Origin of the sequence: Shewanella hanedai, assembly GCF_007197645.1 — a bacterium.
GTDB lineage: Bacteria > Pseudomonadota > Gammaproteobacteria > Enterobacterales > Shewanellaceae > Shewanella > Shewanella hanedai.
Genome location: NZ_VKGK01000040.1, coordinates 1 through 21,286, shown reverse-complemented (window position 1 = coordinate 21,286; position 21,286 = coordinate 1). Strand labels below are relative to the sequence as shown.

34 protein-coding genes and 1 rRNA gene are annotated in these 21,286 nt (G+C 43.5%); 29 read left to right on the top strand and 6 right to left on the bottom strand.

Annotated features, from left to right (window positions below; all coding sequences use genetic code 11):
• Positions 1-14 precede the first annotated feature (14 nt).
• The 23 genes from rplV (at position 15) to FN961_RS22285 (ending at position 10,923) form a co-directional block, all read left to right on the top strand.
• The gene (rplV, locus tag FN961_RS22395) at positions 15-347 is read left to right on the top strand and encodes a 50S ribosomal protein L22 (protein ID WP_012144645.1); all 333 of its coding nucleotides are present in this window, start codon (positions 15-17) and stop codon (positions 345-347) included.
• A gap of 9 nt (positions 348-356) precedes the next feature.
• Complete coding sequence (rpsC, locus tag FN961_RS22390; protein WP_144042385.1) at positions 357-1,046, top strand: 30S ribosomal protein S3; 690 nt, start codon at positions 357-359, stop codon at positions 1,044-1,046.
• 11 nt (positions 1,047-1,057) lie between these two features.
• Entirely contained in the window at positions 1,058-1,468 is a 411-nt protein-coding gene (gene rplP / locus FN961_RS22385; protein ID WP_144042384.1) for a 50S ribosomal protein L16, read from the top strand.
• Positions 1,468-1,653, top strand: coding sequence for a 50S ribosomal protein L29 (rpmC, locus tag FN961_RS22380; protein ID WP_144042383.1), 186 nt, complete (start codon positions 1,468-1,470; stop codon positions 1,651-1,653). The genes rplP and rpmC overlap by 1 nt, the downstream gene beginning before the upstream one ends.
• On the top strand, positions 1,653-1,901 hold the full coding sequence (gene rpsQ / locus FN961_RS22375; RefSeq protein ID WP_144042382.1) for a 30S ribosomal protein S17: 249 nt from the start codon (positions 1,653-1,655) through the stop codon (positions 1,899-1,901). The genes rpmC and rpsQ overlap by 1 nt, the downstream gene beginning before the upstream one ends.
• A 178-nt stretch (positions 1,902-2,079) precedes the next feature.
• Positions 2,080-2,448, top strand: coding sequence for a 50S ribosomal protein L14 (gene rplN / locus FN961_RS22370; RefSeq protein ID WP_012327253.1), 369 nt, complete (start codon positions 2,080-2,082; stop codon positions 2,446-2,448).
• Between the two features lie 11 nt (positions 2,449-2,459).
• A complete protein-coding gene (rplX, locus tag FN961_RS22365) occupies positions 2,460-2,774 on the top strand; it encodes a 50S ribosomal protein L24 (protein WP_144042381.1) in 315 nt (104 codons plus the stop codon).
• 12 nt (positions 2,775-2,786) lie between these two features.
• A complete protein-coding gene (rplE, locus tag FN961_RS22360) occupies positions 2,787-3,326 on the top strand; it encodes a 50S ribosomal protein L5 (protein ID WP_144042380.1) in 540 nt (179 codons plus the stop codon).
• Between the two features lie 10 nt (positions 3,327-3,336).
• A complete protein-coding gene (gene rpsN / locus FN961_RS22355) occupies positions 3,337-3,642 on the top strand; it encodes a 30S ribosomal protein S14 (protein WP_144042379.1) in 306 nt (101 codons plus the stop codon).
• Between the two features lie 25 nt (positions 3,643-3,667).
• Positions 3,668-4,060, top strand: coding sequence for a 30S ribosomal protein S8 (gene rpsH / locus FN961_RS22350; RefSeq protein WP_144042378.1), 393 nt, complete (start codon positions 3,668-3,670; stop codon positions 4,058-4,060).
• Positions 4,061-4,071: 11 nt separating this feature from the next.
• Positions 4,072-4,602, top strand: coding sequence for a 50S ribosomal protein L6 (rplF, locus tag FN961_RS22345; protein ID WP_144042377.1), 531 nt, complete (start codon positions 4,072-4,074; stop codon positions 4,600-4,602).
• Between the two features lie 10 nt (positions 4,603-4,612).
• Positions 4,613-4,963 (top strand): 50S ribosomal protein L18, encoded by a 351-nt coding sequence (gene rplR / locus FN961_RS22340; RefSeq protein WP_144042376.1) that lies wholly within the window; start codon positions 4,613-4,615, stop codon positions 4,961-4,963.
• Between the two features lie 12 nt (positions 4,964-4,975).
• Positions 4,976-5,482 carry a 30S ribosomal protein S5 gene (gene rpsE / locus FN961_RS22335; RefSeq protein ID WP_144042375.1) on the top strand — a complete coding sequence of 169 codons (507 nt, stop codon included), beginning with the start codon at positions 4,976-4,978 and terminating at the stop codon, positions 5,480-5,482.
• 6 nt (positions 5,483-5,488) lie between these two features.
• Complete coding sequence (gene rpmD, locus FN961_RS22330) at positions 5,489-5,674, top strand: 50S ribosomal protein L30 (protein ID WP_144042374.1); 186 nt, start codon at positions 5,489-5,491, stop codon at positions 5,672-5,674.
• A gap of 1 nt (position 5,675) precedes the next feature.
• Positions 5,676-6,110, top strand: a complete 435-nt coding sequence (gene rplO, locus FN961_RS22325; RefSeq protein ID WP_144042373.1) for a 50S ribosomal protein L15 — start codon at positions 5,676-5,678, stop codon at positions 6,108-6,110.
• A gap of 7 nt (positions 6,111-6,117) precedes the next feature.
• Positions 6,118-7,458, top strand: a complete 1,341-nt coding sequence (gene secY, locus FN961_RS22320) for a preprotein translocase subunit SecY (RefSeq protein WP_144042372.1) — start codon at positions 6,118-6,120, stop codon at positions 7,456-7,458.
• A 23-nt stretch (positions 7,459-7,481) separates the two neighbouring features.
• Positions 7,482-7,595, top strand: a complete 114-nt coding sequence (rpmJ, locus tag FN961_RS22315; RefSeq protein ID WP_006083579.1) for a 50S ribosomal protein L36 — start codon at positions 7,482-7,484, stop codon at positions 7,593-7,595.
• A gap of 114 nt (positions 7,596-7,709) precedes the next feature.
• The gene (gene rpsM / locus FN961_RS22310) at positions 7,710-8,066 is read left to right on the top strand and encodes a 30S ribosomal protein S13 (RefSeq protein ID WP_012327242.1); all 357 of its coding nucleotides are present in this window, start codon (positions 7,710-7,712) and stop codon (positions 8,064-8,066) included.
• A gap of 14 nt (positions 8,067-8,080) precedes the next feature.
• Positions 8,081-8,473, top strand: a complete 393-nt coding sequence (rpsK, locus tag FN961_RS22305) for a 30S ribosomal protein S11 (RefSeq protein WP_012153476.1) — start codon at positions 8,081-8,083, stop codon at positions 8,471-8,473.
• A 35-nt stretch (positions 8,474-8,508) separates the two neighbouring features.
• Positions 8,509-9,129, top strand: a complete 621-nt coding sequence (gene rpsD / locus FN961_RS22300) for a 30S ribosomal protein S4 (protein WP_144042371.1) — start codon at positions 8,509-8,511, stop codon at positions 9,127-9,129.
• A gap of 24 nt (positions 9,130-9,153) precedes the next feature.
• Positions 9,154-10,143: a DNA-directed RNA polymerase subunit alpha gene (locus FN961_RS22295; protein WP_144042370.1), complete on the top strand. Its 990-nt coding sequence runs from the start codon at positions 9,154-9,156 to the stop codon at positions 10,141-10,143.
• Between the two features lie 38 nt (positions 10,144-10,181).
• Positions 10,182-10,580 carry a 50S ribosomal protein L17 gene (gene rplQ / locus FN961_RS22290; RefSeq protein ID WP_144042369.1) on the top strand — a complete coding sequence of 133 codons (399 nt, stop codon included), beginning with the start codon at positions 10,182-10,184 and terminating at the stop codon, positions 10,578-10,580.
• Positions 10,581-10,644: 64 nt separating this feature from the next.
• Positions 10,645-10,923: a hypothetical protein gene (locus FN961_RS22285; RefSeq protein ID WP_144042368.1), complete on the top strand. Its 279-nt coding sequence runs from the start codon at positions 10,645-10,647 to the stop codon at positions 10,921-10,923.
• Positions 10,924-11,694: 771 nt separating this feature from the next.
• On the opposite strand, the gene ccmE is transcribed toward FN961_RS22285, so the two are convergent.
• From ccmE to ccmA, 5 genes are read right to left on the bottom strand one after another with little or no spacing between them, the layout of a single operon-like run.
• Positions 11,695-12,180, bottom strand: a complete 486-nt coding sequence (gene ccmE, locus FN961_RS22280) for a cytochrome c maturation protein CcmE (RefSeq protein WP_144042367.1) — start codon at positions 12,178-12,180, stop codon at positions 11,695-11,697.
• Between the two features lie 2 nt (positions 12,181-12,182).
• A complete protein-coding gene (gene ccmD, locus FN961_RS22275) occupies positions 12,183-12,377 on the bottom strand; it encodes a heme exporter protein CcmD (RefSeq protein ID WP_144042366.1) in 195 nt (64 codons plus the stop codon).
• Positions 12,377-13,123: a heme ABC transporter permease CcmC gene (gene ccmC / locus FN961_RS22270; protein WP_144042365.1), complete on the bottom strand. Its 747-nt coding sequence runs from the start codon at positions 13,121-13,123 to the stop codon at positions 12,377-12,379. The genes ccmD and ccmC overlap by 1 nt, the downstream gene beginning before the upstream one ends.
• Before the next feature lies 1 nt (position 13,124).
• Positions 13,125-13,811 carry a heme exporter protein CcmB gene (gene ccmB, locus FN961_RS22265; RefSeq protein WP_144042364.1) on the bottom strand — a complete coding sequence of 229 codons (687 nt, stop codon included), beginning with the start codon at positions 13,809-13,811 and terminating at the stop codon, positions 13,125-13,127.
• Positions 13,812-13,820: 9 nt separating this feature from the next.
• Entirely contained in the window at positions 13,821-14,471 is a 651-nt protein-coding gene (ccmA, locus tag FN961_RS22260; RefSeq protein WP_144042363.1) for a cytochrome c biogenesis heme-transporting ATPase CcmA, read from the bottom strand.
• 345 nt (positions 14,472-14,816) lie between these two features.
• On the opposite strand from ccmA, the gene FN961_RS22255 reads away from it, so the two are divergent.
• Positions 14,817-15,110: a c-type cytochrome gene (locus FN961_RS22255; RefSeq protein WP_144042362.1), complete on the top strand. Its 294-nt coding sequence runs from the start codon at positions 14,817-14,819 to the stop codon at positions 15,108-15,110.
• A gap of 132 nt (positions 15,111-15,242) precedes the next feature.
• On the opposite strand, the gene ccmI is transcribed toward FN961_RS22255, so the two are convergent.
• The gene (gene ccmI, locus FN961_RS22250; protein ID WP_144042361.1) at positions 15,243-16,490 is read right to left on the bottom strand and encodes a c-type cytochrome biogenesis protein CcmI; all 1,248 of its coding nucleotides are present in this window, start codon (positions 16,488-16,490) and stop codon (positions 15,243-15,245) included.
• Positions 16,491-16,897: 407 nt separating this feature from the next.
• On the opposite strand from ccmI, the gene FN961_RS22245 reads away from it, so the two are divergent.
• The 5 genes from FN961_RS22245 to FN961_RS22225 all read left to right on the top strand — a co-directional run.
• Complete coding sequence (locus FN961_RS22245; protein WP_144042360.1) at positions 16,898-18,877, top strand: heme lyase CcmF/NrfE family subunit; 1,980 nt, start codon at positions 16,898-16,900, stop codon at positions 18,875-18,877.
• A gap of 17 nt (positions 18,878-18,894) precedes the next feature.
• The gene (locus tag FN961_RS22240; protein ID WP_144042359.1) at positions 18,895-19,452 is read left to right on the top strand and encodes a DsbE family thiol:disulfide interchange protein; all 558 of its coding nucleotides are present in this window, start codon (positions 18,895-18,897) and stop codon (positions 19,450-19,452) included.
• Positions 19,449-19,931: a heme lyase NrfEFG subunit NrfF gene (gene nrfF / locus FN961_RS22235; RefSeq protein WP_144042358.1), complete on the top strand. Its 483-nt coding sequence runs from the start codon at positions 19,449-19,451 to the stop codon at positions 19,929-19,931. The genes FN961_RS22240 and nrfF overlap by 4 nt, the downstream gene beginning before the upstream one ends.
• Positions 19,928-20,503, top strand: coding sequence for a TlpA disulfide reductase family protein (locus tag FN961_RS22230; RefSeq protein WP_144042357.1), 576 nt, complete (start codon positions 19,928-19,930; stop codon positions 20,501-20,503). The genes nrfF and FN961_RS22230 overlap by 4 nt, the downstream gene beginning before the upstream one ends.
• Before the next feature lie 681 nt (positions 20,504-21,184).
• A 16S ribosomal RNA gene (locus FN961_RS22225) occupies positions 21,185-21,286 on the top strand; the annotation flags it as partial.

The following is a 21,286-nucleotide window of genomic DNA, read 5'->3' as shown; positions in this document are numbered from 1 at the left end:
ACGGGAGGAATAAGATGGAAGTTTTAGCTAAACATCGTTTTGCCCGTACGTCGCCTCAGAAGTGTCGTTTGGTTGCAGATCAAATCCGTGGACTGCCTGTTGCTAAGGCTCTCGAAATATTAACTTTCAGCCCTAAAAAAGCTGCAGTACTTGTTAAAAAAGTACTGGACTCTGCTATCGCTAATGCTGAGCACAATGAAGGTGCTGACATTGACGAGTTAAGAGTTGGAGCCATTATGATCGATGAAGGTCCAACTATGAAGCGTATCATGCCACGTGCCAAAGGCCGTGCTGATCGCATAATCAAGCGTACCAGCCACATTACTGTGGTTGTATCAGATCGCTAGGAGTTAGAAATGGGACAGAAAGTACATCCTAATGGTATCCGTCTGGGTATCACTAAGCCTTGGATCTCGACATGGTACGCTGACAAGTCAGACTATGCCAATAACTTAACTAGTGACAGTGAAGTGCGTAAGTTTCTTGAAAAGAACCTTAAGCAAGCTTCTGTCTCTAAAATTGTTATCGAGCGTCCAGCTAAGAGTATTCGCGTAACTATTCACACTGCCCGTCCAGGTGTTGTGATTGGTAAGAAAGGCGAAGACGTTGAGAAGCTACGCAACGCAGTTGCTAAGCTAACTGGTTTACCAGCTCAAATTAACATTGCTGAGATTCGTAAGCCTGAGCTAGATGCTAAGCTTGTTGCCGAAGGCATCGCTTCGCAGCTAGAGCGTCGTGTTATGTTCCGTCGTGCTATGAAGCGCGCGGTACAAAATGCAATGCGTCTTGGTGCTAAAGGTATCAAGGTTCAAGTTGGCGGCCGTCTAGGCGGTGCTGAGATTGCGCGTTCTGAGTGGTATCGTGAAGGTCGCGTACCTTTGCATACACTGCGTGCTGATATCGACTATTCTACTGCAGAAAGTCACACTCAATACGGTGTGATTGGCGTCAAAGTTTGGGTCTTCAAAGGTGAAGTTCTAGACGGCGTGCTACCTGTGCATGAAGAGCCGAAACAGCAGCCGAAGCGTAAGCCTCGCGGTAAATAGGAGAGCTGGCAATGCTGCAACCAAAACGAACTAAGTTTCGCAAAATGTTCAAGGGCCGCAACCGCGGACTTGCGAACGGCACTGAAGTTAGCTTCGGTGATTTCGGTCTGAAAGCTGTTGGTCGTGGTCGTTTGACTGCGCGTCAGATCGAAGCTGCGCGTCGTGCTATGACACGTCACATTAAACGTCAAGGTCAAATCTGGATCCGCGTTTTCCCTGATAAGCCAATTACCTCTAAGCCTCTTGAAGTGCGTATGGGTAAAGGTAAGGGTAACGTTGAGTACTGGGTTGCCCAGATTCAACCAGGTAAGGTTCTTTATGAGATGGATGGTGTATCAGAGGAGTTAGCTCGTGAAGCTTTCGCCCTTGCTTCTGCCAAACTACCTCTTAAGACTACCTTTGTAACTAAGACGGTGATGTAATGAGCGAACTAACAGAAAAGAGCGTTGAAGAATTGAACGCTGAACTGCTTGGTCTGCTGCGTGAGCAGTTTAATCTGCGTATGCAACACGCCACTGGTCAGTTGACTCAAACTCATCAGCTTAAAATCGTGCGTCGTAACATTGCGCGCGTTAAGACCATTATTACTTCTAAGGCGGGTGCATAATGTCTGATAATATCCGTACTTTGCAGGGTCGTGTACTTAGCAACAAGATGGACAAGTCTATCACTGTAGCTATTGAGCGTAAGGTTAAGCATCCTTTATACGGGAAGTACCTTAAGCGCACTACTAAGATCCATGCACATGACGAACAAAATCAGTGTAATGATGGCGATCTCGTGACTATTCGCGAATGCCGTCCGCTGTCTAAGACTAAGTCTTGGACTCTGGTTGAAGTAATCAATAAAGCTTAATTTTATTAAGTTTTTCCGAAACGGCTCCTACCTCGGAGCCGTTTTTATTTAAACACTATCTATTCCTAAAAACGGGTGTTATACTTGCGCGCCAATTTTGACTAAATTACTGTCAAAATTAGGTCAAATAGTAGCCCCAAATTTAGGGGTGTGAAGTAACGTTAGCGGAGCATTTACAATGATCCAGATGCAATCTACTCTAGATGTGGCCTGTAACAGTGGCGCTCGTAGAGTTCAGTGTATTAAGGTCTTAGGTGGATCTCACCGTCGTTATGCCGGTATCGGCGACATCATTAAGGTTTCTGTTAAAGAAGCTATTCCTCGCGGTAAAGCGAAGAAAGGTGATGTTTATAGCGCGGTTGTAGTTCGCACTAAGAAAGGCGTTCGTCGTCCAGACGGTTCTGTCATTCGCTTCGATCGGAACGCAGCTGTTTTGCTTAACGCAAACAATGCACCGATTGGTACTCGTATTTTTGGCCCAGTGACGCGTGAATTGCGTACAGAACAATTTATGAAAATTGTTTCTCTGGCCCCTGAAGTACTGTAAAGGAGCTTAAAATGGCAGCTAAAATCCGTCGTGAAGACGAAGTAATCGTACTAGCGGGCAAAGATAAAGGGAAACGTGCAAAAGTTTCTCAGGTTCTTCCTACTGGTAAGTTAATTGTTGAAGGCATTAATCTTGTCAAGAAACACCAGAAGCCAAACCCACAATTGGGCGTAGCTGGCGGTATTATTGAGCAAGAAGCACCGATACAAGCATCAAACGTAGCGCTTTTCAACTCTGCCACTGGCAAAGCTGATCGCGTTGGTTTCCGATTTGAAGACGGCCAAAAAGTCCGTTTCTTTAAGTCGAACAGTGAACTCGTTAAGTAATTGGAGTAAACGATGGCGAAACTGCATGATAAATATCAAGAGACTGTTAGCCCTGAACTTTTAAAGAAGTTTGGATATACCAGTGTCATGCAAGTCCCTCGGATTGAGAAAATCACCCTAAACATGGGTGTTGGCGAAGCAGTAGCAGATAAGAAGGTTATGGAGCATGCGCTTCGTGACATGACTGCTATCGCTGGTCAAAAGCCAGTAGTGACTGTAGCTCGTAAGTCAGTTGCTGGTTTTAAAATCCGTGAAGGCTACCCGATAGGCTGTAAGGTTACACTGCGCGGTGAGCGTATGTGGGAATTCTTAGAGCGTTTAGTTGATATCGCAATCCCGCGTATTCGTGATTTCCGTGGTATGAGCGCTAAGTCGTTCGATGGCCGTGGTAACTACGCAATGGGCGTACGTGAGCAGATTATCTTTCCTGAGATCCAATACGATAAAATCGATAAGATCCGCGGTATGGATATTGTGATCACTACTTCTGCGAAGAATGACGAAGAAGGCCGAGCTCTGCTTGAAGCCTTTAACTTCCCATTCAAGAAATAAGGGTAGCGTAATGGCAAAAAGTTCAATGAAAGCACGTGAAGTAAAACGTGCCAAGCTCGTGGCTAAGTTCGCTGAAAAGCGTCTAGCTCTTAAGGCTATCATTAGCAATCCAACAACTTCTGATGAAGATCGTTGGGATGCAGTTCTTAAGTTGCAAGGTCTACCACGTGACTCTAGCGCAGCGCGTCAGCGTAATCGTTGTAGTCAAACTGGTCGCCCACATGGTTATTTACGTAAATTCGGCCTTAGCCGTATTAAATTACGTGAAGCAACTATGCGCGGTGAAGTTCCTGGCCTACGTAAGGCCAGCTGGTAAACACCTTGTCACGGAGTAAGCTTATATGAGCATGCAAGATCCTATAGCGGATATGTTAACCCGTATTCGTAATGGCCAAGCTGCTAAACACGTATCAGTATCTATGCCTTCTGCTAAGCTAAAAATCGCTATCGCGAAAACGCTTAAAGAAGAAGGGTATATTGCTGACTACGCCGTAGCAGATGAAGCCAAGCCTGTTCTTGAAATTACGTTAAAGTATTTCCAAGGTCAGCCAGTCGTTGAGACTATCCAGCGCGTTAGCCGTCCTGGTCTTCGTATTTACAAAGGTAAAGACGAACTTCCAAAGGTTATGGGCGGTTTGGGTGTCGCAATTGTATCCACTTCTAAAGGTTTGATGACTGATCGTACTGCCCGCCAAAATGGCATGGGCGGGGAAGTTATCTGCTACGTAGCATAAAGGAGCAAGCAATGTCTCGTGTCGCAAAAGCACCAGTCGCTATTCCTGCAGGCGTAGAAGTGACTTTAAACGAACAAACTATCACCGTAAAAGGTACTAAAGGTAGTTTGACTCGAGTGATTAACACTGAAGTTTCTATTGTTGTTGAAAACAATGAAATCAAGTGTAACCCAGTTGAAGGCGTGAAAACTGCCGCTCAAGCGGGTACAGCTCGAGCTCTAATCAACAATATGGTTGTTGGTGTTACTGCTGGTTTTGAAAAGAAGCTACAGTTAGTTGGTGTCGGTTACCGTGCGAAAATCGCTGGTAAAGGCGTTGATTTAACTCTAGGTTTTTCACACCCACTAGTACATGAACTCCCAGACGGCGTTACAGCTGTTTGTCCATCACAAACTGAAATCGTACTTTCTGGTACTGATAAGCAGCTTGTTGGACAAGTCGCAGCAGAGATTCGCGGTTACCGTCCACCAGAGCCTTACAAAGGTAAAGGTGTTCGCTATGCTGACGAACAAGTACGTCGTAAAGAGGCTAAGAAGAAGTAGGTAACGCGATATGGATAAGAAAACATCTCGCTTACGCCGCGCACTACGCGCCCGTAAGAAGATCCAAGAGCTGGGCGTTAATCGTCTGGTTGTACATCGTACACCACGTCACACCTATGCTCAGGTAATTAGTCCTGATTCACAGGTATTGGCGTCAGCTTCGACTGCTGAGAAATCGGTAACTGAGCAACTAAAATACACTGGCAACGTTGATGCCGCTAAAGTAGTGGGTAAAACCGTTGCTGAACGCGCTATCGAAAAAGGCGTTACTGTAGTTGCATTCGATCGTTCCGGTTTCAAGTATCATGGACGTGTAGCTGCATTAGCAGACGCCGCTCGTGAAGCTGGCCTCAAGTTCTAAGGAATGATGAAAATGGCTAAATTCGAAGCTCAACAACAAAAAGATGATCTGCAAGAGAAGTTAGTTGCAGTGAATCGTGTTTCAAAAGTAGTTAAAGGCGGACGTATCTTTAGCTTCACTGCACTAACTGTAGTCGGTGATGGTAATGGTAAAGTTGGTTTTGGCTATGGTAAAGCGCGTGAAGTACCAGCAGCAATTCAGAAAGCGATGGAAAAAGCTCGTCGTAACATCGTTTCTGTTGAATTGAACAATGGTACTCTGCACCACCCTGTAAAGGGCCGTCACACTGGATCGCGTGTTTACATGCAACCAGCATCAGACGGTACCGGTATTATTGCCGGTGGCGCAATGCGTGCCGTATTGGAAGTAGCAGGCGTTCATAACGTTCTGTCAAAAGCATACGGTTCTACTAACCCGATTAACATCGTTCGCGCAACTGTAGATGCGTTGGTGCACATGAAGTCACCATCACAAATTGCAGCTAAGCGTGGCCTGAATGTTAATGAAATTCGAGGTTAATGCACCATGGCTACTAAAACAATTAAAGTAACTCAGAATAAAAGTTCAATCGGCCGCTTACCAAAGCACCGTGCGTCTCTTTTAGGTCTAGGTCTACGCCGCATTAATCACACTGTCGAAGTTGAAGATACTCCTTCTGTTCGCGGTATGATTAATAAGGTTTACTACATGGTTTCGGTGGAGGAAGTATAAGATGCGTCTAAATACTCTATCACCTGCTGCAGGTGCTAAATCAGCAGCTAAGCGTGTAGGTCGCGGTATCGGTTCAGGCACTGGTAAAACTTGTGGCCGCGGTCACAAAGGTCAGAAGTCTCGTTCTGGCGGCGGCGTTCGCGTCGGTTTCGAAGGTGGTCAAATGCCACTTAAGATTCGTTTGCCTAAGTTTGGTTTTACCTCGCGTAAAGCGTTGGTATCTGCCGAAATTCGTATAAGCGAATTAGCAAAAGTTAACGGTGATGTTGTCGATTTGAGTACACTGAAAGATGCGAATCTTGTTACTCGCAACATACAGTTTGCTAAAATCGTTCTTTCAGGTACCATTGAGCGCCCTGTGACTGTTAAAGGTCTAAAGGTAACCAAAGGTGCACGTGCAGCTATTGAAGCTGCCGGCGGAAAGATCGAGGAATAATACGTCGATGGCAAAACCAGGACTTGATTTAAAAAGCGCGAAAGGTGGATTTTCTGAACTGAAGACTCGCCTCCTGTTCGTGATTGGTGCGATTATCGTCTTTAGAGCCGGTTCGTTTGTACCAATTCCTGGTATTGACGCTGCTGTATTAGCAGAGCTGTTCAATCAGCAGAAGGGGACCATCCTAGGCATGTTTAACATGTTCTCTGGTGGTGCCCTTGAACGTGCTTCTATCTTCGCATTGGGAATCATGCCGTATATTTCGGCATCGATTATCATGCAGTTGTTGACAGTCGTGCATCCAGCACTCGCCGAACTGAAAAAGGAAGGTGAATCTGGACGTAAGAAGATCAGTCAATATACTCGATACGGCACATTGGTCCTGGGTACATTCCAGGCAATCGGTATCGCAACAGGTCTACCTAACTTAGTTCCAGGTTTAGTTGTAAATCTTGGATTTGGTTTTTACTTTGTTGCAGTTGTGAGCTTAGTGACAGGAACAATGTTCCTAATGTGGCTAGGTGAACAGATTACCGAGCGAGGCATAGGAAACGGTATCTCGATATTAATTTTCGCAGGTATTGTTGCTGGCCTACCATCTGCTATCGGCCAAACGGCTGAGCAGGCGCGTCAAGGCGACATAAACGTACTCGTATTATTGTTGATAGCGGTCATTGTATTTGCTGTAACTTATTTCGTTGTATTTGTGGAACGTGGTCAACGTCGTATCGTCGTTAACTATGCAAAGCGTCAGCAGGGCCGCAAGGTTTTCGCAGCGCAAAGCACACATCTACCGCTTAAGATAAACATGGCAGGTGTAATACCACCAATTTTTGCGTCGAGCATCATTTTGTTCCCAGGCACACTTGCACAGTGGTTTGGTCAGAATGAGTCCTTATCATGGTTAAGTGATTTTTCACTTGCTGTGTCACCAGGACAGCCGCTCTACTCATTATTGTATGCGTCAGCAATCATCTTTTTCTGTTTCTTCTATACTGCGTTGGTGTTTAACCCACGCGAAACAGCAGATAACTTGAAGAAGAGTGGTGCGTTTATTCCCGGGATCCGTCCTGGAGAACAGACTTCGCGTTACATTGATAAGGTTATGACTCGCTTGACATTAGCAGGCGCACTGTACATTACCTTTATCTGTTTAATTCCGGAGTTCATGTTAATTACGTGGAAAGTACAGTTCTATTTTGGCGGTACTTCACTACTTATTATGGTAGTCGTAATCATGGACTTCATGGCTCAAGTTCAGACTCATATGATGTCTCATCAGTATGAATCTGTAATGAAGAAAGCTAATCTAGTTAACAAAGCGAACTTAGATCGCTTTGGTCGCTAAGTCAGTTTTCTCGGAGTGATGAAATGAAAGTTCGAGCTTCCGTGAAGAAGATCTGCCGTAATTGCAAGATCGTCAAACGTAGTGGCGTTGTACGTGTGATTTGTGTTGAACCTAAACACAAACAGCGTCAAGGCTAAAAACATTTGTTCAGCCCTGTTCGGGCTGAACAAAATTTTATTTGCAAAACTGTTATCTGTCGAGTATCCTACCGGGCTTTTCACAGATAACCATTAACTATTTAGGAGTGCATAGTGGCCCGTATCGCTGGCATTAACATTCCTGATCATAAGCATACAGTCATCGCATTGACTGGAATCTTCGGCATTGGCCGTACTCGCGCAAGAGCAATCTGCGCGGCTACTTCTGTTGCTGAAGACGCTAAGATCAAGGAATTGAGCGAAGCTCAAATTGATACACTACGCGAAGCAGTTGCCGAATACACTGTAGAAGGTGATTTGCGTCGTGAAGTTTCCATGAACATCAAACGTCTTATGGACCTTGGTTGTTACCGTGGAATACGTCACCGTCGTAGCCTGCCTCTTCGTGGGCAACGTACTAAGACCAATGCGCGTACGCGTAAAGGTCCACGTAAACCAATCAGAAAGTAACGGGGTAAACCGAAATGGCTAAAGTTCCGTCACGTTCTCCGCGTAAGCGTGTACGTAAACAGGTTGCTGATGGTATGGCGCATATCCACGCGTCTTTCAACAACACAATTATTACCATTACTGATCGTCAAGGTAATGCACTATCTTGGGCAACTTCAGGTGGTTCAGGTTTCCGTGGTTCACGTAAATCTACCCCTTTTGCTGCACAGGTTGCTGCTGAGCGTGCAGGTACTGCTGCTCAGGACTACGGTGTTAAAAACCTTGAAGTTTTTGTAAAGGGTCCAGGTCCAGGGCGCGAATCAGCGATTCGTGCACTAAACTCGGTTGGTTATAAAATAACCAATATTACCGATGTGACGCCTATCCCTCATAATGGTTGTCGTCCTCCTAAGAAACGTCGCGTATAACTCGTCGTTTTTAATAGGATAGTTGGAGAAAGAACATGGCAAGATACTTGGGTCCAAAGCTCAAGCTCAGCCGCAGAGAAGGTACAGACCTTTTCCTAAAAAGCGGCGTGAGAGCAATCGATTCGAAGTGTAAGCTTGAAACTGCACCTGGACAACACGGCGCTCGTAAGACCCGTTTGTCTGAGTATGGTGTTCAGCTACGCGAGAAGCAAAAAGTTCGTCGTACTTATGGTGTGCTTGAAAAGCAATTCCGTAACTACTACAAAGACGCTGCACGTGCTAAAGGTAACACTGGTGAAAACCTACTTACTCTTTTAGAAACCCGTCTTGATAACGTTGTTTACCGTATGGGTTTTGGTGCTACTCGCGCTGAATCACGTCAGCTTGTAAGTCACAAGTCGATTATGGTAAATGGCAGCGTTGTTAACATTCCATCATTCAAAGTGTCTGCGAATGATGTAGTGAGCATTCGTGAGAAGTCTAAGAAGCAAGCGCGTATTATTGCTGCTTTAGAAGTTGCTTCTCAACGCGAAAAGCCAACATGGGTTGAAGTTGATAACACTAAGATGGAAGGTGCTTTCAAGCGTCTACCTGAGCGTAGTGATTTATCTGCGGAAATTAACGAACAGCTCATCGTCGAACTTTACTCTAAGTAAAGTTAATACAAAAGAGAGGACACAATGCAGGGTTCTGTTACAGAATTTCTTAGACCGCGTCTCGTTGATATCGAGCAGGTTAATCCAACACGTGCCAGAGTTACACTAGAGCCGCTTGAACGTGGTTTCGGTCACACTTTAGGCAACGCGTTGCGTCGTATCCTATTGTCGTCAATGCCAGGCTGCGCGGTAACCGAAGTAGAGATCGATGGTGTACTGCATGAATACAGTAGCAAGGAAGGCGTGCAAGAGGATGTTCTTGAGATCCTACTAAACCTTAAAGGTTTAGCAGTTGTGGTCGAAGGAAAAGACGAAGCTATGCTTACGTTAAGTAAGTCAGGCGCAGGCCCTGTTACTGCAGCAGATATCACGCATGATGGTGATGTTACCATCATGAATCCTGATCATGTTATTTGTCATTTGACAGGTAATAATGATATCAGCATGCGTATTCGCGTAGAGCGTGGTCGTGGTTATGTACCGGCATCAGCCCGTGCACAAACTGAAGACGATGATCGCCCTATCGGTCGCTTGTTGGTCGATGCTTCTTTCTCACCTGTCGCTCGTATAGCCTACAATGTAGAAGCTGCACGTGTTGAACAGCGTACTGACTTAGATAAACTCGTTATTGATATGACCACAAACGGTACTATTGATCCTGAGGAAGCAATTCGTCGTTCTGCAACTATTTTAGCTGAACAGCTAGATGCGTTTGTTGAACTTCGTGATGTTACTGAGCCAGAGCAGAAAGAAGAGAAGCCGGAGTTCGATCCGATTTTGCTACGTCCTGTCGACGATTTAGAGCTAACTGTACGTTCAGCTAACTGTTTGAAGGCTGAAGCGATTCATTATATCGGTGATCTGGTACAACGCACTGAAGTTGAGCTGCTTAAGACTCCTAACTTAGGTAAGAAATCTCTTACTGAAATTAAGGATGTTTTAGCGTCTCGCGGACTGTCGTTAGGTATGCGTCTTGAAAACTGGCCTCCAGCTAGTTTAGCAGACGACCTTTAAGTCCAGATCTGTACAGAATTAGGTAATAAGGATTAGTCATGCGCCATCGTAAGAGTGGTCGTCAACTGAACCGTAACAGCAGTCATCGCCAAGCTATGTTCCGTAACATGGCATGCTCAATAGTTCGTCACGAAGTGATCAAGACTACTGTTGCTAAAGCGAAAGAATTGCGTCGCGTAGTTGAACCTCTAATAACACTTGCTAAAAGTGATAGCGTAGCAAATCGCCGTTTGGTATTTGCTCGTACACGCGACGCTGAAGTCGTAGGTAAGTTATTCAATGAATTGGGTCCACGCTACCAGGAACGTCCTGGTGGATATACCCGTATCCTTAAGTGCGGTCTACGTACTGGTGATAAAGCGCCTATGGCGTATATTGAACTAGTAGGTCGCCCAGAAGATGCTGAAGCTGTTGAAGCTGATGACTCTGCTGAGTAATTAAGGTTTCGTTGTAAAAAGCCGGGCAATAGCCCGGCTTTTTTATGTCTGAATTTTGGAACCATTGTTCTCATTATCTTCTCTTGGATCACTTGCATCCCCCTTTGATACCAATCAGTATAAAGACTTGATCGCTCAGCGAGAGTTTAGCGGTACTGAGGCAAGGTCATTAATTGCTCCTGCATTAATGACATTCACCACATCCATGTGGTTTGCAACGAGTGAAGAGCATAGTTATTCTACGGTTAAGCTCGTTAACACAGCATCAGAACCGCTAAAACTCGCCTGTAAGGAGTGTTTTTGGCTGCCTATTTCTGCGTTGAATGAACTCACAAGGGAATAACCATTATGTCATCCATTCGCCTTGAATTAGTTTGCCAAAAAACACTCTGAGTAGATCAACTTCTTATACTGATTGGTATGACTCTTCTGAACTCTCGTTTTACTGCTTGATACTAACTCCACCGATATCTATATCTTGTCTGACAATTTTCTTTATTACGTTAGTTACACCTAAAAGATTATCTAAGGCTCTATTCGATCTACAGTAATCTCTTTGTTTAGTTGAACATAAATTGGCTACATCACAAAAGAAATTTACTGAGCATTTGTAGAGAAGAGATTATTTCGGCTTACTGAATCTCCGACGTGCTTCCTACTCGCTATCTAAATCGAAGTTTCTATAGCGTAGTTCCTCTATTTTGAGTAAAACTGTTTAGTTTTCCAAAGCTACTTATAAGCGGTGATCAATTAGATGAGCCATTAGGATGTGTTTCGTTAGCTTTAGGTGCTTAGAGAGCGTCTAAAGGCGCTTGATGGGCGGACACAGTGAAGGGGCGAGGCATTTAATACGCTCTAAATATGAATAGGGCAAACTTTAGTCGATATAGAGATGGGTTCTGAATATTGAGTGCACATCAGGCTCATATTTGTTGTGGAATATCGATGACGAAAATAAATACGATAATTATTCTAGTTAGATCTCCAATGAGTGGTAGGGGAGGACAAGGTAGCTAATTTTCAGTTGAGGTGACAGGATACTTTGCTTTTACTTGCTGTGAAAGTTAGCTATAAAAAAGGCCTCATTAAGAGGCCTTATCATTAAGGGTATAATTTAATATCCGGTTTTTTGTTCAGCGTTGTAGTCAAGCTTTTCATGGGTCTGTCCCATTGCTTCAGCGACTTCAGGAGGCATGTAGTTTTCATCATGCTTTGCTAAAACTTCAGTTGCCTGAAGCTTACCACCTTCAACTAAAACACCTTGAGCTACGATACCTTGGCCCTCACGGAAAAGATCTGGTAATAGATCATCATAAGTCACAATGACTTCGCCACCGAGTGAATCATGAACTGCAAATTCTACATGCAGACTGCTTGGGTCACGAACCATAGAACCGACTGTAACCATGCCACCAACGCGAATACGTTGACCGAGTTCAGGTTTAACGCCGGTATCTTTTTTACCTTGTACTATTTCTGTTGGCGTATAAAAAAGGTTTAGATTTGAATTTAGTGCATATAGCAAAAGTGATGCTATAGCGGCAACTCCGCCAATTAAAGCCGTTGCGAGAGCGAGTCTTTTTTTACGTCTAGGGTTCACTATTAATTACTCCGGTTTGCTTTTAAACGGTCTTCACGCTGTATCTTCTTAGCGATATCGTTCAACACTTTTCGTTTTTGACGTAAGCTTGATATTACTAATGTACCTAATGAAAAAAATGTCACACCATAAGCTAGCCACACATAAAAAGCGTAGCCACCCATGTTGAAAAAATCTGCTAACGAATCGAATTGCATTATTTAACTCCTTCGGCTATAGCAAGTTCACGTACCCAAGGTCGCATGCCATTACGTGCCAGTATCTCACTGCGGAAACGTATCAGGGTGATAGCGCCTATCATGAGCCCGAAACCAGCAATGTTGATTAGCAAAGGGTATAGCATGTCAGTAGACATGGTTGATTTTTCGGTAATTCTAATGGTTGAAGGTTGGTGTAGTGAGCTCCACCACTCGACAGAATACTTAATGATTGGAATGTTGATCACACCCACAATCGCCAGTATGCCAGCAGCTCTTGCTGCCAGTACTTTGTCTTCAAAAGAAGCGTAGAGGGCAATAACACCAAGATAAAGAAATAAAAGAACCAGTTCAGAGGTGAGTCGTGCATCCCATACCCACCATGTTCCCCACATTGGTTTACCCCAGGTTGCGCCTGTAATTAGTGCAATAAAGGTAATCACTGCTCCAATAGGTGCAATTGCTGCAGCTGCCCAATCTGCAGACTTTATCTGCCAGACCAATCCAATAAATGCCGAGCTCGCCATGGCCATATAAGCTGCCATAGACATAGAAGCCGCGGGTACATGGATAAAGATAATTCGGTAACTGTCACCTTGCTGGTAATCTGTTGGCGCAAAAGCTAACCCCCAAACAGAACCTATACCAACTAGGGCTGTGGCAAGCATGGCAAACCATGGAAGTAGTTTGCCTGAGAGATTATATGCGCGTTCTGGATCCGCGTAACTATGTAGCCATTTCCACATCTTAGTTAGTACTCACTCTTAATGATGCGCCTATTGCAAAGGGCGCTAAGACTAATGAACCGACCAACATCGCACCAATAATTGCGAGATGACCGCTATAAGGTAAATTCATTCCAGCTGCATCGATTGCTGTTGTAGCAAATATCAGTACTGGAATGTACAAAGGTAAGATTAGTAGGCTTAATAAAACACCACCTTTATGTAATCCTACCGTTAATGCGACACCTATAGCCCCTAACAGGCTCAATACCGGTGTCCCTAGCGCTAACGTAGCAATTAATGCTCCGTAGCTGTTGTCTTCTAAATGGAGCAGAACAGCTAATAAAGGGGCCACTAGAATGAGTGGAACGCCTGTTAGTATCCAATGTGCCAAAACCTTAGCCAGTACCATTAACGGTAAAGGTTGGGGGCTTAATAGCATCTGTTCTAGACTGCCATCGGTATAGTCAGCTTTAAATAGTCGCTCCAATGACAGCATTGAGGCCAATAAAGCGGCAACCCAGATAACACCGGGTGCAACTCTTGATAATACTTGTGGCTCTGGGCCGATACCTAATGGGAACAAGGTTACTACTAAGATAAAAAACAGTAGCGGGTTAAAAATATCGCCTTTATGACGTATCGCAATCTGTAAGTCACGCTTTAACAGTGTGAAAAATGCTTGTCTGAAACTAATGCCTTTTTTCATTTATCAACCCTATACAAAGCGATATTCAAGACATATTTTGCGGAGTATATCGTCACCGATAATTCCCATATCTTGATGTGTAGTGAGTACAACACAGCCGCCACGTTTTGCGTGGGCGAGAAATAGGTGTTCTAACTCTTCAACACCTTTCTTGTCGATAGCAGTGAAAGGTTCATCAAGCAGCCATATTTTACAGTTCGTATGCCACAGCCTTGCTAATGCTGTACGTCTATGTTGACCAGCTGAAAGATGACCAGCAAGTGCTTCTTCGAAACCTGCTAAGTTAACTTTGGCTAAAATATCTCTTGTATCGAACTTATCATAACCGCTGATCCTTAAATTGAAGTTAAGGTTCTCTTCTGCCGTTAACTCACTTTTAACACCAGCCAAGTGTCCTAGGTACAGTAGATCATCATTAAATTCATCTCTGGCCCGTATGATATTCATACCTTGGTAATGAACATCGCCAGCGTATGGGCGTGATAAACCAGCTAAGATACGCAGTAGGCTTGTCTTACCTGAGCCATTAGGGCCTTCAATTTGTACGATTTCCCCCGCGGTTATCTCAAAACTGAGCTCATCAAATAGAATTCGTTCTTCACGAATACAAGTCAATTGATTGGCTGAGAGCAGGGTTTTAGAACTGTTTTTTTCTACCACTGAATCCTCTATTTCAAGCCGAAAGTTAACATAAATGATATTATCACAAACCCTTTTCAGGGTTTAGTAATGGTTGACTTTTAGTGTCAGCAATTTGATATGCTTCCAAAAAATGAAACCTTTTAACAAAACAGATGGAACTTTTTCAAATTTTACTAATATAGTAACGAATCATTTATTTCTGCTAAACTTTTGCCCCTGTGCTTTGATTAAAGTCATAAAAGGTGCGATTGCTGTAAGTTTGTTGTATCCTTAAATAGCTAAAATAATAGTCTGCCTTACTCGTTGTTTTGAGGAAAAAGGTAGCGTTGAGCTTTGTACGAATTTGCATTAGGAACATCGAACATGAAAAAACTGTTAGCAATGACTGCTGTAGCTGCACTGACTTTGTCTGCAAGCGTTTCTGCACAAGAAGGTAAGGCTGTCTACGATAAGGCATGTCAAGTATGCCACAGCATGGGTGTCGCTGGCGCTCCAAAAGCACATGACGCTGCTGCTTGGGCTCCACGTTTAGCTCTAGGATTAGATGCATTAGTATCTACTGTAAAAACTGGTAAGGGCGCTATGCCACCAGGTGGCATGTGTACTGATTGTACAGATGAAGATTACAAGAATGCAATTGACTACATGTCTAAGTAATTTTTGTTATCGCTCTCTTTTAGAGCTAAATAACCGGCATTTAGCCGGTTTTTTTATGCCTGCTATTTGAGTTACTGAATACAAAAAAGCCAGCTTTCGCTGGCTTTAATTGATTAATCACAAGCAAGTCTACTAGTTAACTTGTTCATCAATCACGAGCTGGGCTGTATCACCGACATTAACCGTCGCAATATAACCCTTTAGATCGCCAGCTTGAGGTTTTACTGTACCGTGCTTAGATAGCACTGCAATAATCTCAACCTTGTTTGCGCCACTGAGTTTTACATCGCCACCCATAGAGGTACTGTCATCGAGTGTGATGGTTGTAGGTAGTGAATTGGCCGAAAGCTTTACTGCGGCTAATGGCACTTTAGGCCCCTCAGTATTACGAGCGAAGATGAACAACATATCTGAACTACCTACTTGGTCGAGTAGCTCAGGAGATACAGACACCTCTATATTAACTGTTTTGGCAACATTATTAACTTGAGCGTGTGCTACATCATTTGGAATGTCACCCGTTTCGGATTGCATTCTCATCTTGGCACTGTCGATAGCATTGATGATTGCGCTTCGGTCAACATCATTACGTTCACTATCGAGTATGGTCTGCCAAGAGTCGATGGCGGTCTGATACTCTGCAGTAAAGAATGCATTCATGCCAACCAATAACAGTGTTGATGGGTCTTCTGGATCAAGTGAGAGAGACTTATCAACAACAGCTTGTACAGCAGGTGTCATCTGTTGATTTGCTTTGTAGTACATGGCTGTTGCTTTTGGTCCAAGCAACTCAGCTTGAACACCGACTAACACCATGGCTTTATCAAAGGTATTGATAGCATCGTTATAACGATTAGCTGAAATATAGCTATGACCTAGACTAAACAGTAGTTGGCTATTTTCAGGTTCTGCTTTAGCTTGCTCTTCCATCATCTGTAGTCGTTGCTGCATAATTTGATCTGCAGTCATACCAGCATGAGGACTTGCCTGTTCTGTTTTATTTAAGTCAGCGTAGGCACCTAAACTTGAATAAAAGTATCCAGAAATCCCTAATACTGCGACAGACATGACTGTTGGCCATAGCAAACCTTTAGGTTTTATCTTCGTCACTAAAGAGTCATCACTTCCTTGCTTCATATCTTGAAGTAGGCTGATTTCTAGCTCTTTTTTTAGGGCGTCGAATTCAACTTGGTCGATCTGCTCATCGTCGAGTTCTTTTTCTAAAGTGGCAAGACGATTGTTAAATAATTCGAGGTTTGTTTGTTTACGCACTCCTGCTTCTTCCGTCTGTAGCATTTTCTGCTGTCGAAAGTGAGGAAACCAAATCAGCATTAGGCTGACTAATAAGAAAAGCGCAATAAAAATCCAGAGAGTGGTCATTATTTCTTTTTCACATTAGTTAAAGAAAGCGGGTATACCGCAGGAATATGAAAGCGATTATACGTAAAGATTATTCATTGAACAGTAATATAGGGACATAACTTGCGTAAAAAGTGATAGTTGGGTACTGGTTCACACTTCGTTTCTATTTCTGAAAAACACTTGAAACTTAAGTTTCAAGTAAGGGTCTCAGCTTAAAATCGGCTGCTTTTGATAACGATATCTGTGATTGTTGTTAACGAAGAATGAGACTAGTCACCCATATTTGTGCGAAAGAAGCAGACAGATACAATAGCAAATACTAAAATGACTCAATATTTGTACCTTGAGTAGTGTAAGTTGCAAACTCATATGTGTTGAATTAGCGGTTTGTTAATTTAATCCATCAATAGGACCGAGGAAACCCCATGATCCCTGAATTAGGATACCTGTCGCTGATAATAGGTTTGGCATTTGCCTTTCTATTGGCTAGCGTTCCCTTAATAGGTGTTGCACGTAAAGACCAATACTTAGTACGTTATGCTTGGCCATTAAGCTATGGCATGTTCTTCTTTATTTTCTTATCTGTTATCGTTTTAGGTTATAGCTTTGCTGTCGATGACTTCTCGGTTGCATATGTAGCACACCATTCCAATTCACAGTTACCTATCTTTTTTAAGATCGCCGCAGTATGGGGTGGACATGAAGGATCGTTACTGTTTTGGGTATTTGCCTTATCAGGCTGGACCGCCGCAGTGGCCTTTTTCAGTAAAGGTATAGAAGAAGTCTTTATTGCTAGGGTATTGTCAGTATTAGCCTTTATTGTTATCGGCTTCTCACTCTTCATGATTTTAACGTCGAGTCCGTTTGAGCGTCTATTACCGATGCCAATGGAAGGTCGCGATCTAAATCCTATGTTGCAAGACGTTGGGCTAATCTTCCATCCACCAATGCTTTACTTGGGTTACGTAGGTTTCTCTGTCAGTTTTGCTTTTGCAATTTCAGCTTTGATGGGTGGACGTCTTGATTCTGCCTGGGCACGTTGGAGTCGTCCTTGGACATTGGCTGCATGGATATTTCTAACTGGTGGTATCTCTCTAGGTTCTTGGTGGGCATATTACGAACTTGGTTGGGGCGGTTGGTGGTTCTGGGATCCGGTAGAAAACGCTTCGTTTATGCCTTGGTTGATAGGAACTGCACTTTTACACTCAGTGATCGTGACCGAGAAACGTGCGGCTTTCCGTAACTGGACCGTGTTGCTCTCTATCTTTGCATTCTCATTAAGTTTATTAGGTACCTTTATTGTTCGTTCTGGTGTACTGACGTCAGTTCACTCGTTTGCAGCAGATCCAAGTCGAGGTATGTTTATTCTATTACTCTTGGGAATTGCAGTGGGTGGGTCGCTCACCTTATTTGCATTCCGCGCCAGCGAGATGAAGAGTCCTGCACGTTTTGAGCTTAAGTCTCGTGAGACCATGCTTTTAGTGTGTAATATTCTACTCACTGTTGCCTGTGGTACTGTGCTACTTGGTACGCTTTATCCTTTGCTGATAGATGCCTTGAACATGGGTAAGATCTCTGTAGGTCCTCCATACTTCAATGCTGTGTTTGTCCCTATCATTTTAGTGCTATTTGCATTTATGGGAGTAGGCCCGAATATTCGCTGGAAGAAATCTAAGCCTGGTGCTTTAAAAACCAAGCTGGTTGTTCCTGCGGTTATTGCTACCTTAGTTGGTATCGCTGCACCGTTTATGGCCGATGGCAAGTTTAACATCTGGGTCATGCTAGGTATTACTGCTGCAGTATGGATTGTGCTTGCTACATTCCGTGCTGGTTACGACATGATGAAAGCGAAGGATGGTTCATTAAGTTTGGTTCGTATTAACCGAAGCCAGCTTGGTATGATCATCGCTCACTTAGGCATCGCGGTTTCAGTCGTCGGTGGCACAATGGTGTCGAACTACTCAATCGAAAAGAGTGTTCGTATGGGACCTGGTATCCAACAAGAACTTGCTGGTTATACCTTTAATTACATTGAAACTAAGAATGTTGTTGGACCGAACTACACGGCTCAACAAGGACAGATAGAAGTGTCAAAAGAGGGGGAGTTGATCACCTTACTTAGACCAGATAGACGCCAATATAACGTTCGTACTATGGACATGACAGAGGCGGGGATCGACTGGGGCTTATTCCGAGATCTCTATGTCACCATGGGCGATCCGATTAGCCGAACTGAGTTTGCAGTGCGCTTGAACTACAAACCATTTGTCCGCTGGTTATGGTTTGGTAGCATCTTCATGATGGTGGGTGGGTTCTTTGCCGCATCAGATAAACGTTACCGCACGAAGAAAGTAACAGAAGCATCAAAGTCTGATGCCGAGAAAGTAAAATTAGCTACGGCTTAACTTGAATTGGGGCAAGTATGAAGAAGAGGCTAGTACTATTTATTCCACTGGTACTATTTTTGGTGATGGGAGTGTTCCTTTATAAGGGACTCTTCCTTAATCCTCAAAAATTAGACTCTGCTCTACAAGGAAAGCCTGTACCGGCTTTCCAACTTGAGCGTCTAGAAGACAGAAGTGAAATAATTACTAACGAAAGTTTAAAAGGTAAGGTATCTCTATTGAACGTATGGGCCACATGGTGTCCGTCGTGTAAATATGAGCATCCCTACTTAATGCGGTTTGCGCGTCAAGGAATTCTACCTATATATGGTATTAACTACCGTGATGAACGTTCGATGGCGATTCGTGAGTTAAGCCGTGAAGGCGATCCTTATACTAAGAACATTTTCGATCATGATGGTCGTTTAGGTTTAGATCTTGGTGTGTATGGTGCTCCGGAAAGTTTCTTAATCGATCATAATGGGATCGTCAGATTTCGTTATGCAGGTCCTATCGATCAAACGGTTTGGAACGAGACTTTATTACCTATGATTAAAGAGCTTCAGGCTGTGGCCAAATTGGATGGTGCTTCATGATTAAGTCTATGGTTCAGTTTTCGAGTGCACTACTATTATCGCTTGCCATGATCTCTGGTGTATTTGCAACGCCAGTGGATACTTATGAATTTAAGTCGGTGGATAATCAGAAACGAGCATTAGAGTTAGCGCATTCGTTGCGTTGTCCTCAATGTCAAAATCAGAACTTAATAGACTCAAACTCTCCAGTAGCTCAAGATCTTCGTCTTGAGGTATACCAGATGGTAGATGCCGGTAAAGCCGATGATGAAGTTATTGAGTTTATGACCAGTCGCTATGGTGAATTTGTTCTTTATAAACCAAGAATGGAAGCCAAGACATACGCATTATGGTTAGGACCTGTTTTCTTATTAATGTGTGGTTTATTGATTGGATTCTTCTTTATACGTAAACAACGCATAACAGAAGTCGATGATCAAGAGATCAGCGCAGAAGAACAGAACGAGTTAGACACACTACTTAAACGAGACAGTAAATGAAACGAATGGCGAATTTGCTGAAAGTTTCATTATTGATGCTGACCTGTTTATCTATCAGTACCGTTTCTGCGTATCCTGGTATGCAGAAGCAAGCTGAAGGTGAGAGTCAGACGAATGTTGGACTGATAAGCGTATTACCACAACCTTTTCCAATTGCCGTCGTTCCATTTAAAAACGAGCAAGGTGAAGCTGTAGATTTTAGCCAGCACAAGGGTAAAATCATCATGGTGAACATGTGGGCGACTTGGTGTCCTCCATGTGTGCGTGAACTCCCAGCTGTTTCAAGACTATCTGAAAAGTTTGATAAGCAAGATTTTGTTGTTCTGCCAATTTCAATTGATCTAGAAGGGAAGGCAAAAGTAGAGCCTTTTCTTAAAGAGTTAGGAATGGACACTTTCAATTCCTATTATGATGAAACGCAAAACCTCAGAGAAGTGTTCCCACTTGATACTATTCCTGCGACCTTTATCTTGAATAGAGACGGCGAGCTAATAGCTTTTGTGCGAACTTTTGTAGATTGGGATGACAAACAAGCTACAGAACTTATCCAAGGTTTTATTGGTAAACAGTAAGAATGGATAAACAGTGTTAGTAAATGAAAGGGGCGTAAGCCCTTTTTTTGTGTCTAGAGCTCAGATTACGTCGCTATATTAGCCATATCGAATGATAAAAAGGCAGTCAGTTCCCTAAAGCCGATATAAACGATAAAAGCCCTTGCGCTGATTCTAAAACTCCCTATAATTCGCTCCCACTGACACGGCACAGCAGGCCAACTACTTAGGTAGTACGGGACTTGCAGCAGTGTTAGGGGGTTAAGACTCTTCGGAGATTTGATTCAGGTGACAAACGCTTTACAAGCTTCGAGTTTGACTTCTGTATAAGAAATCACCACTCGAAAAACTTGATAAAATAAGCGCTTGACGCCGACAGTGGAGAGTGTAGAATACGCCTCCCTAGCCAAGACGATATGTCTTGGGAAGTTAGTAAAAAACCAGCGACCTAGCGTCAACGGTCACACGATAGTGTGAAGCTCTTTAACAATTCAAAACAAGAAATCTGTGTGGACACTCACAGGTGTTGAGTTATTCGAAATTGCCTCTTTGAGGCAATCAAAAATTATCTCAACGAATCTCTTTTATAAGAGAAGCTGAGTGACCATAGAAATATGTAAACTTCATTAATCTTCGGATTGATGAAAAACAGTATAATTCGTTGAGCCGTTTTACTTCTAACAGAGTAGAACAAAAAAACTTTAATTGAAGAGTTTGATCATGGCTCAGATTGAACGCTGGCGGCAGGCCTAACACATGCAAGTCGAGCGGAAACAGGAAAGTAGCTTGCTACTTTCGCTGTCG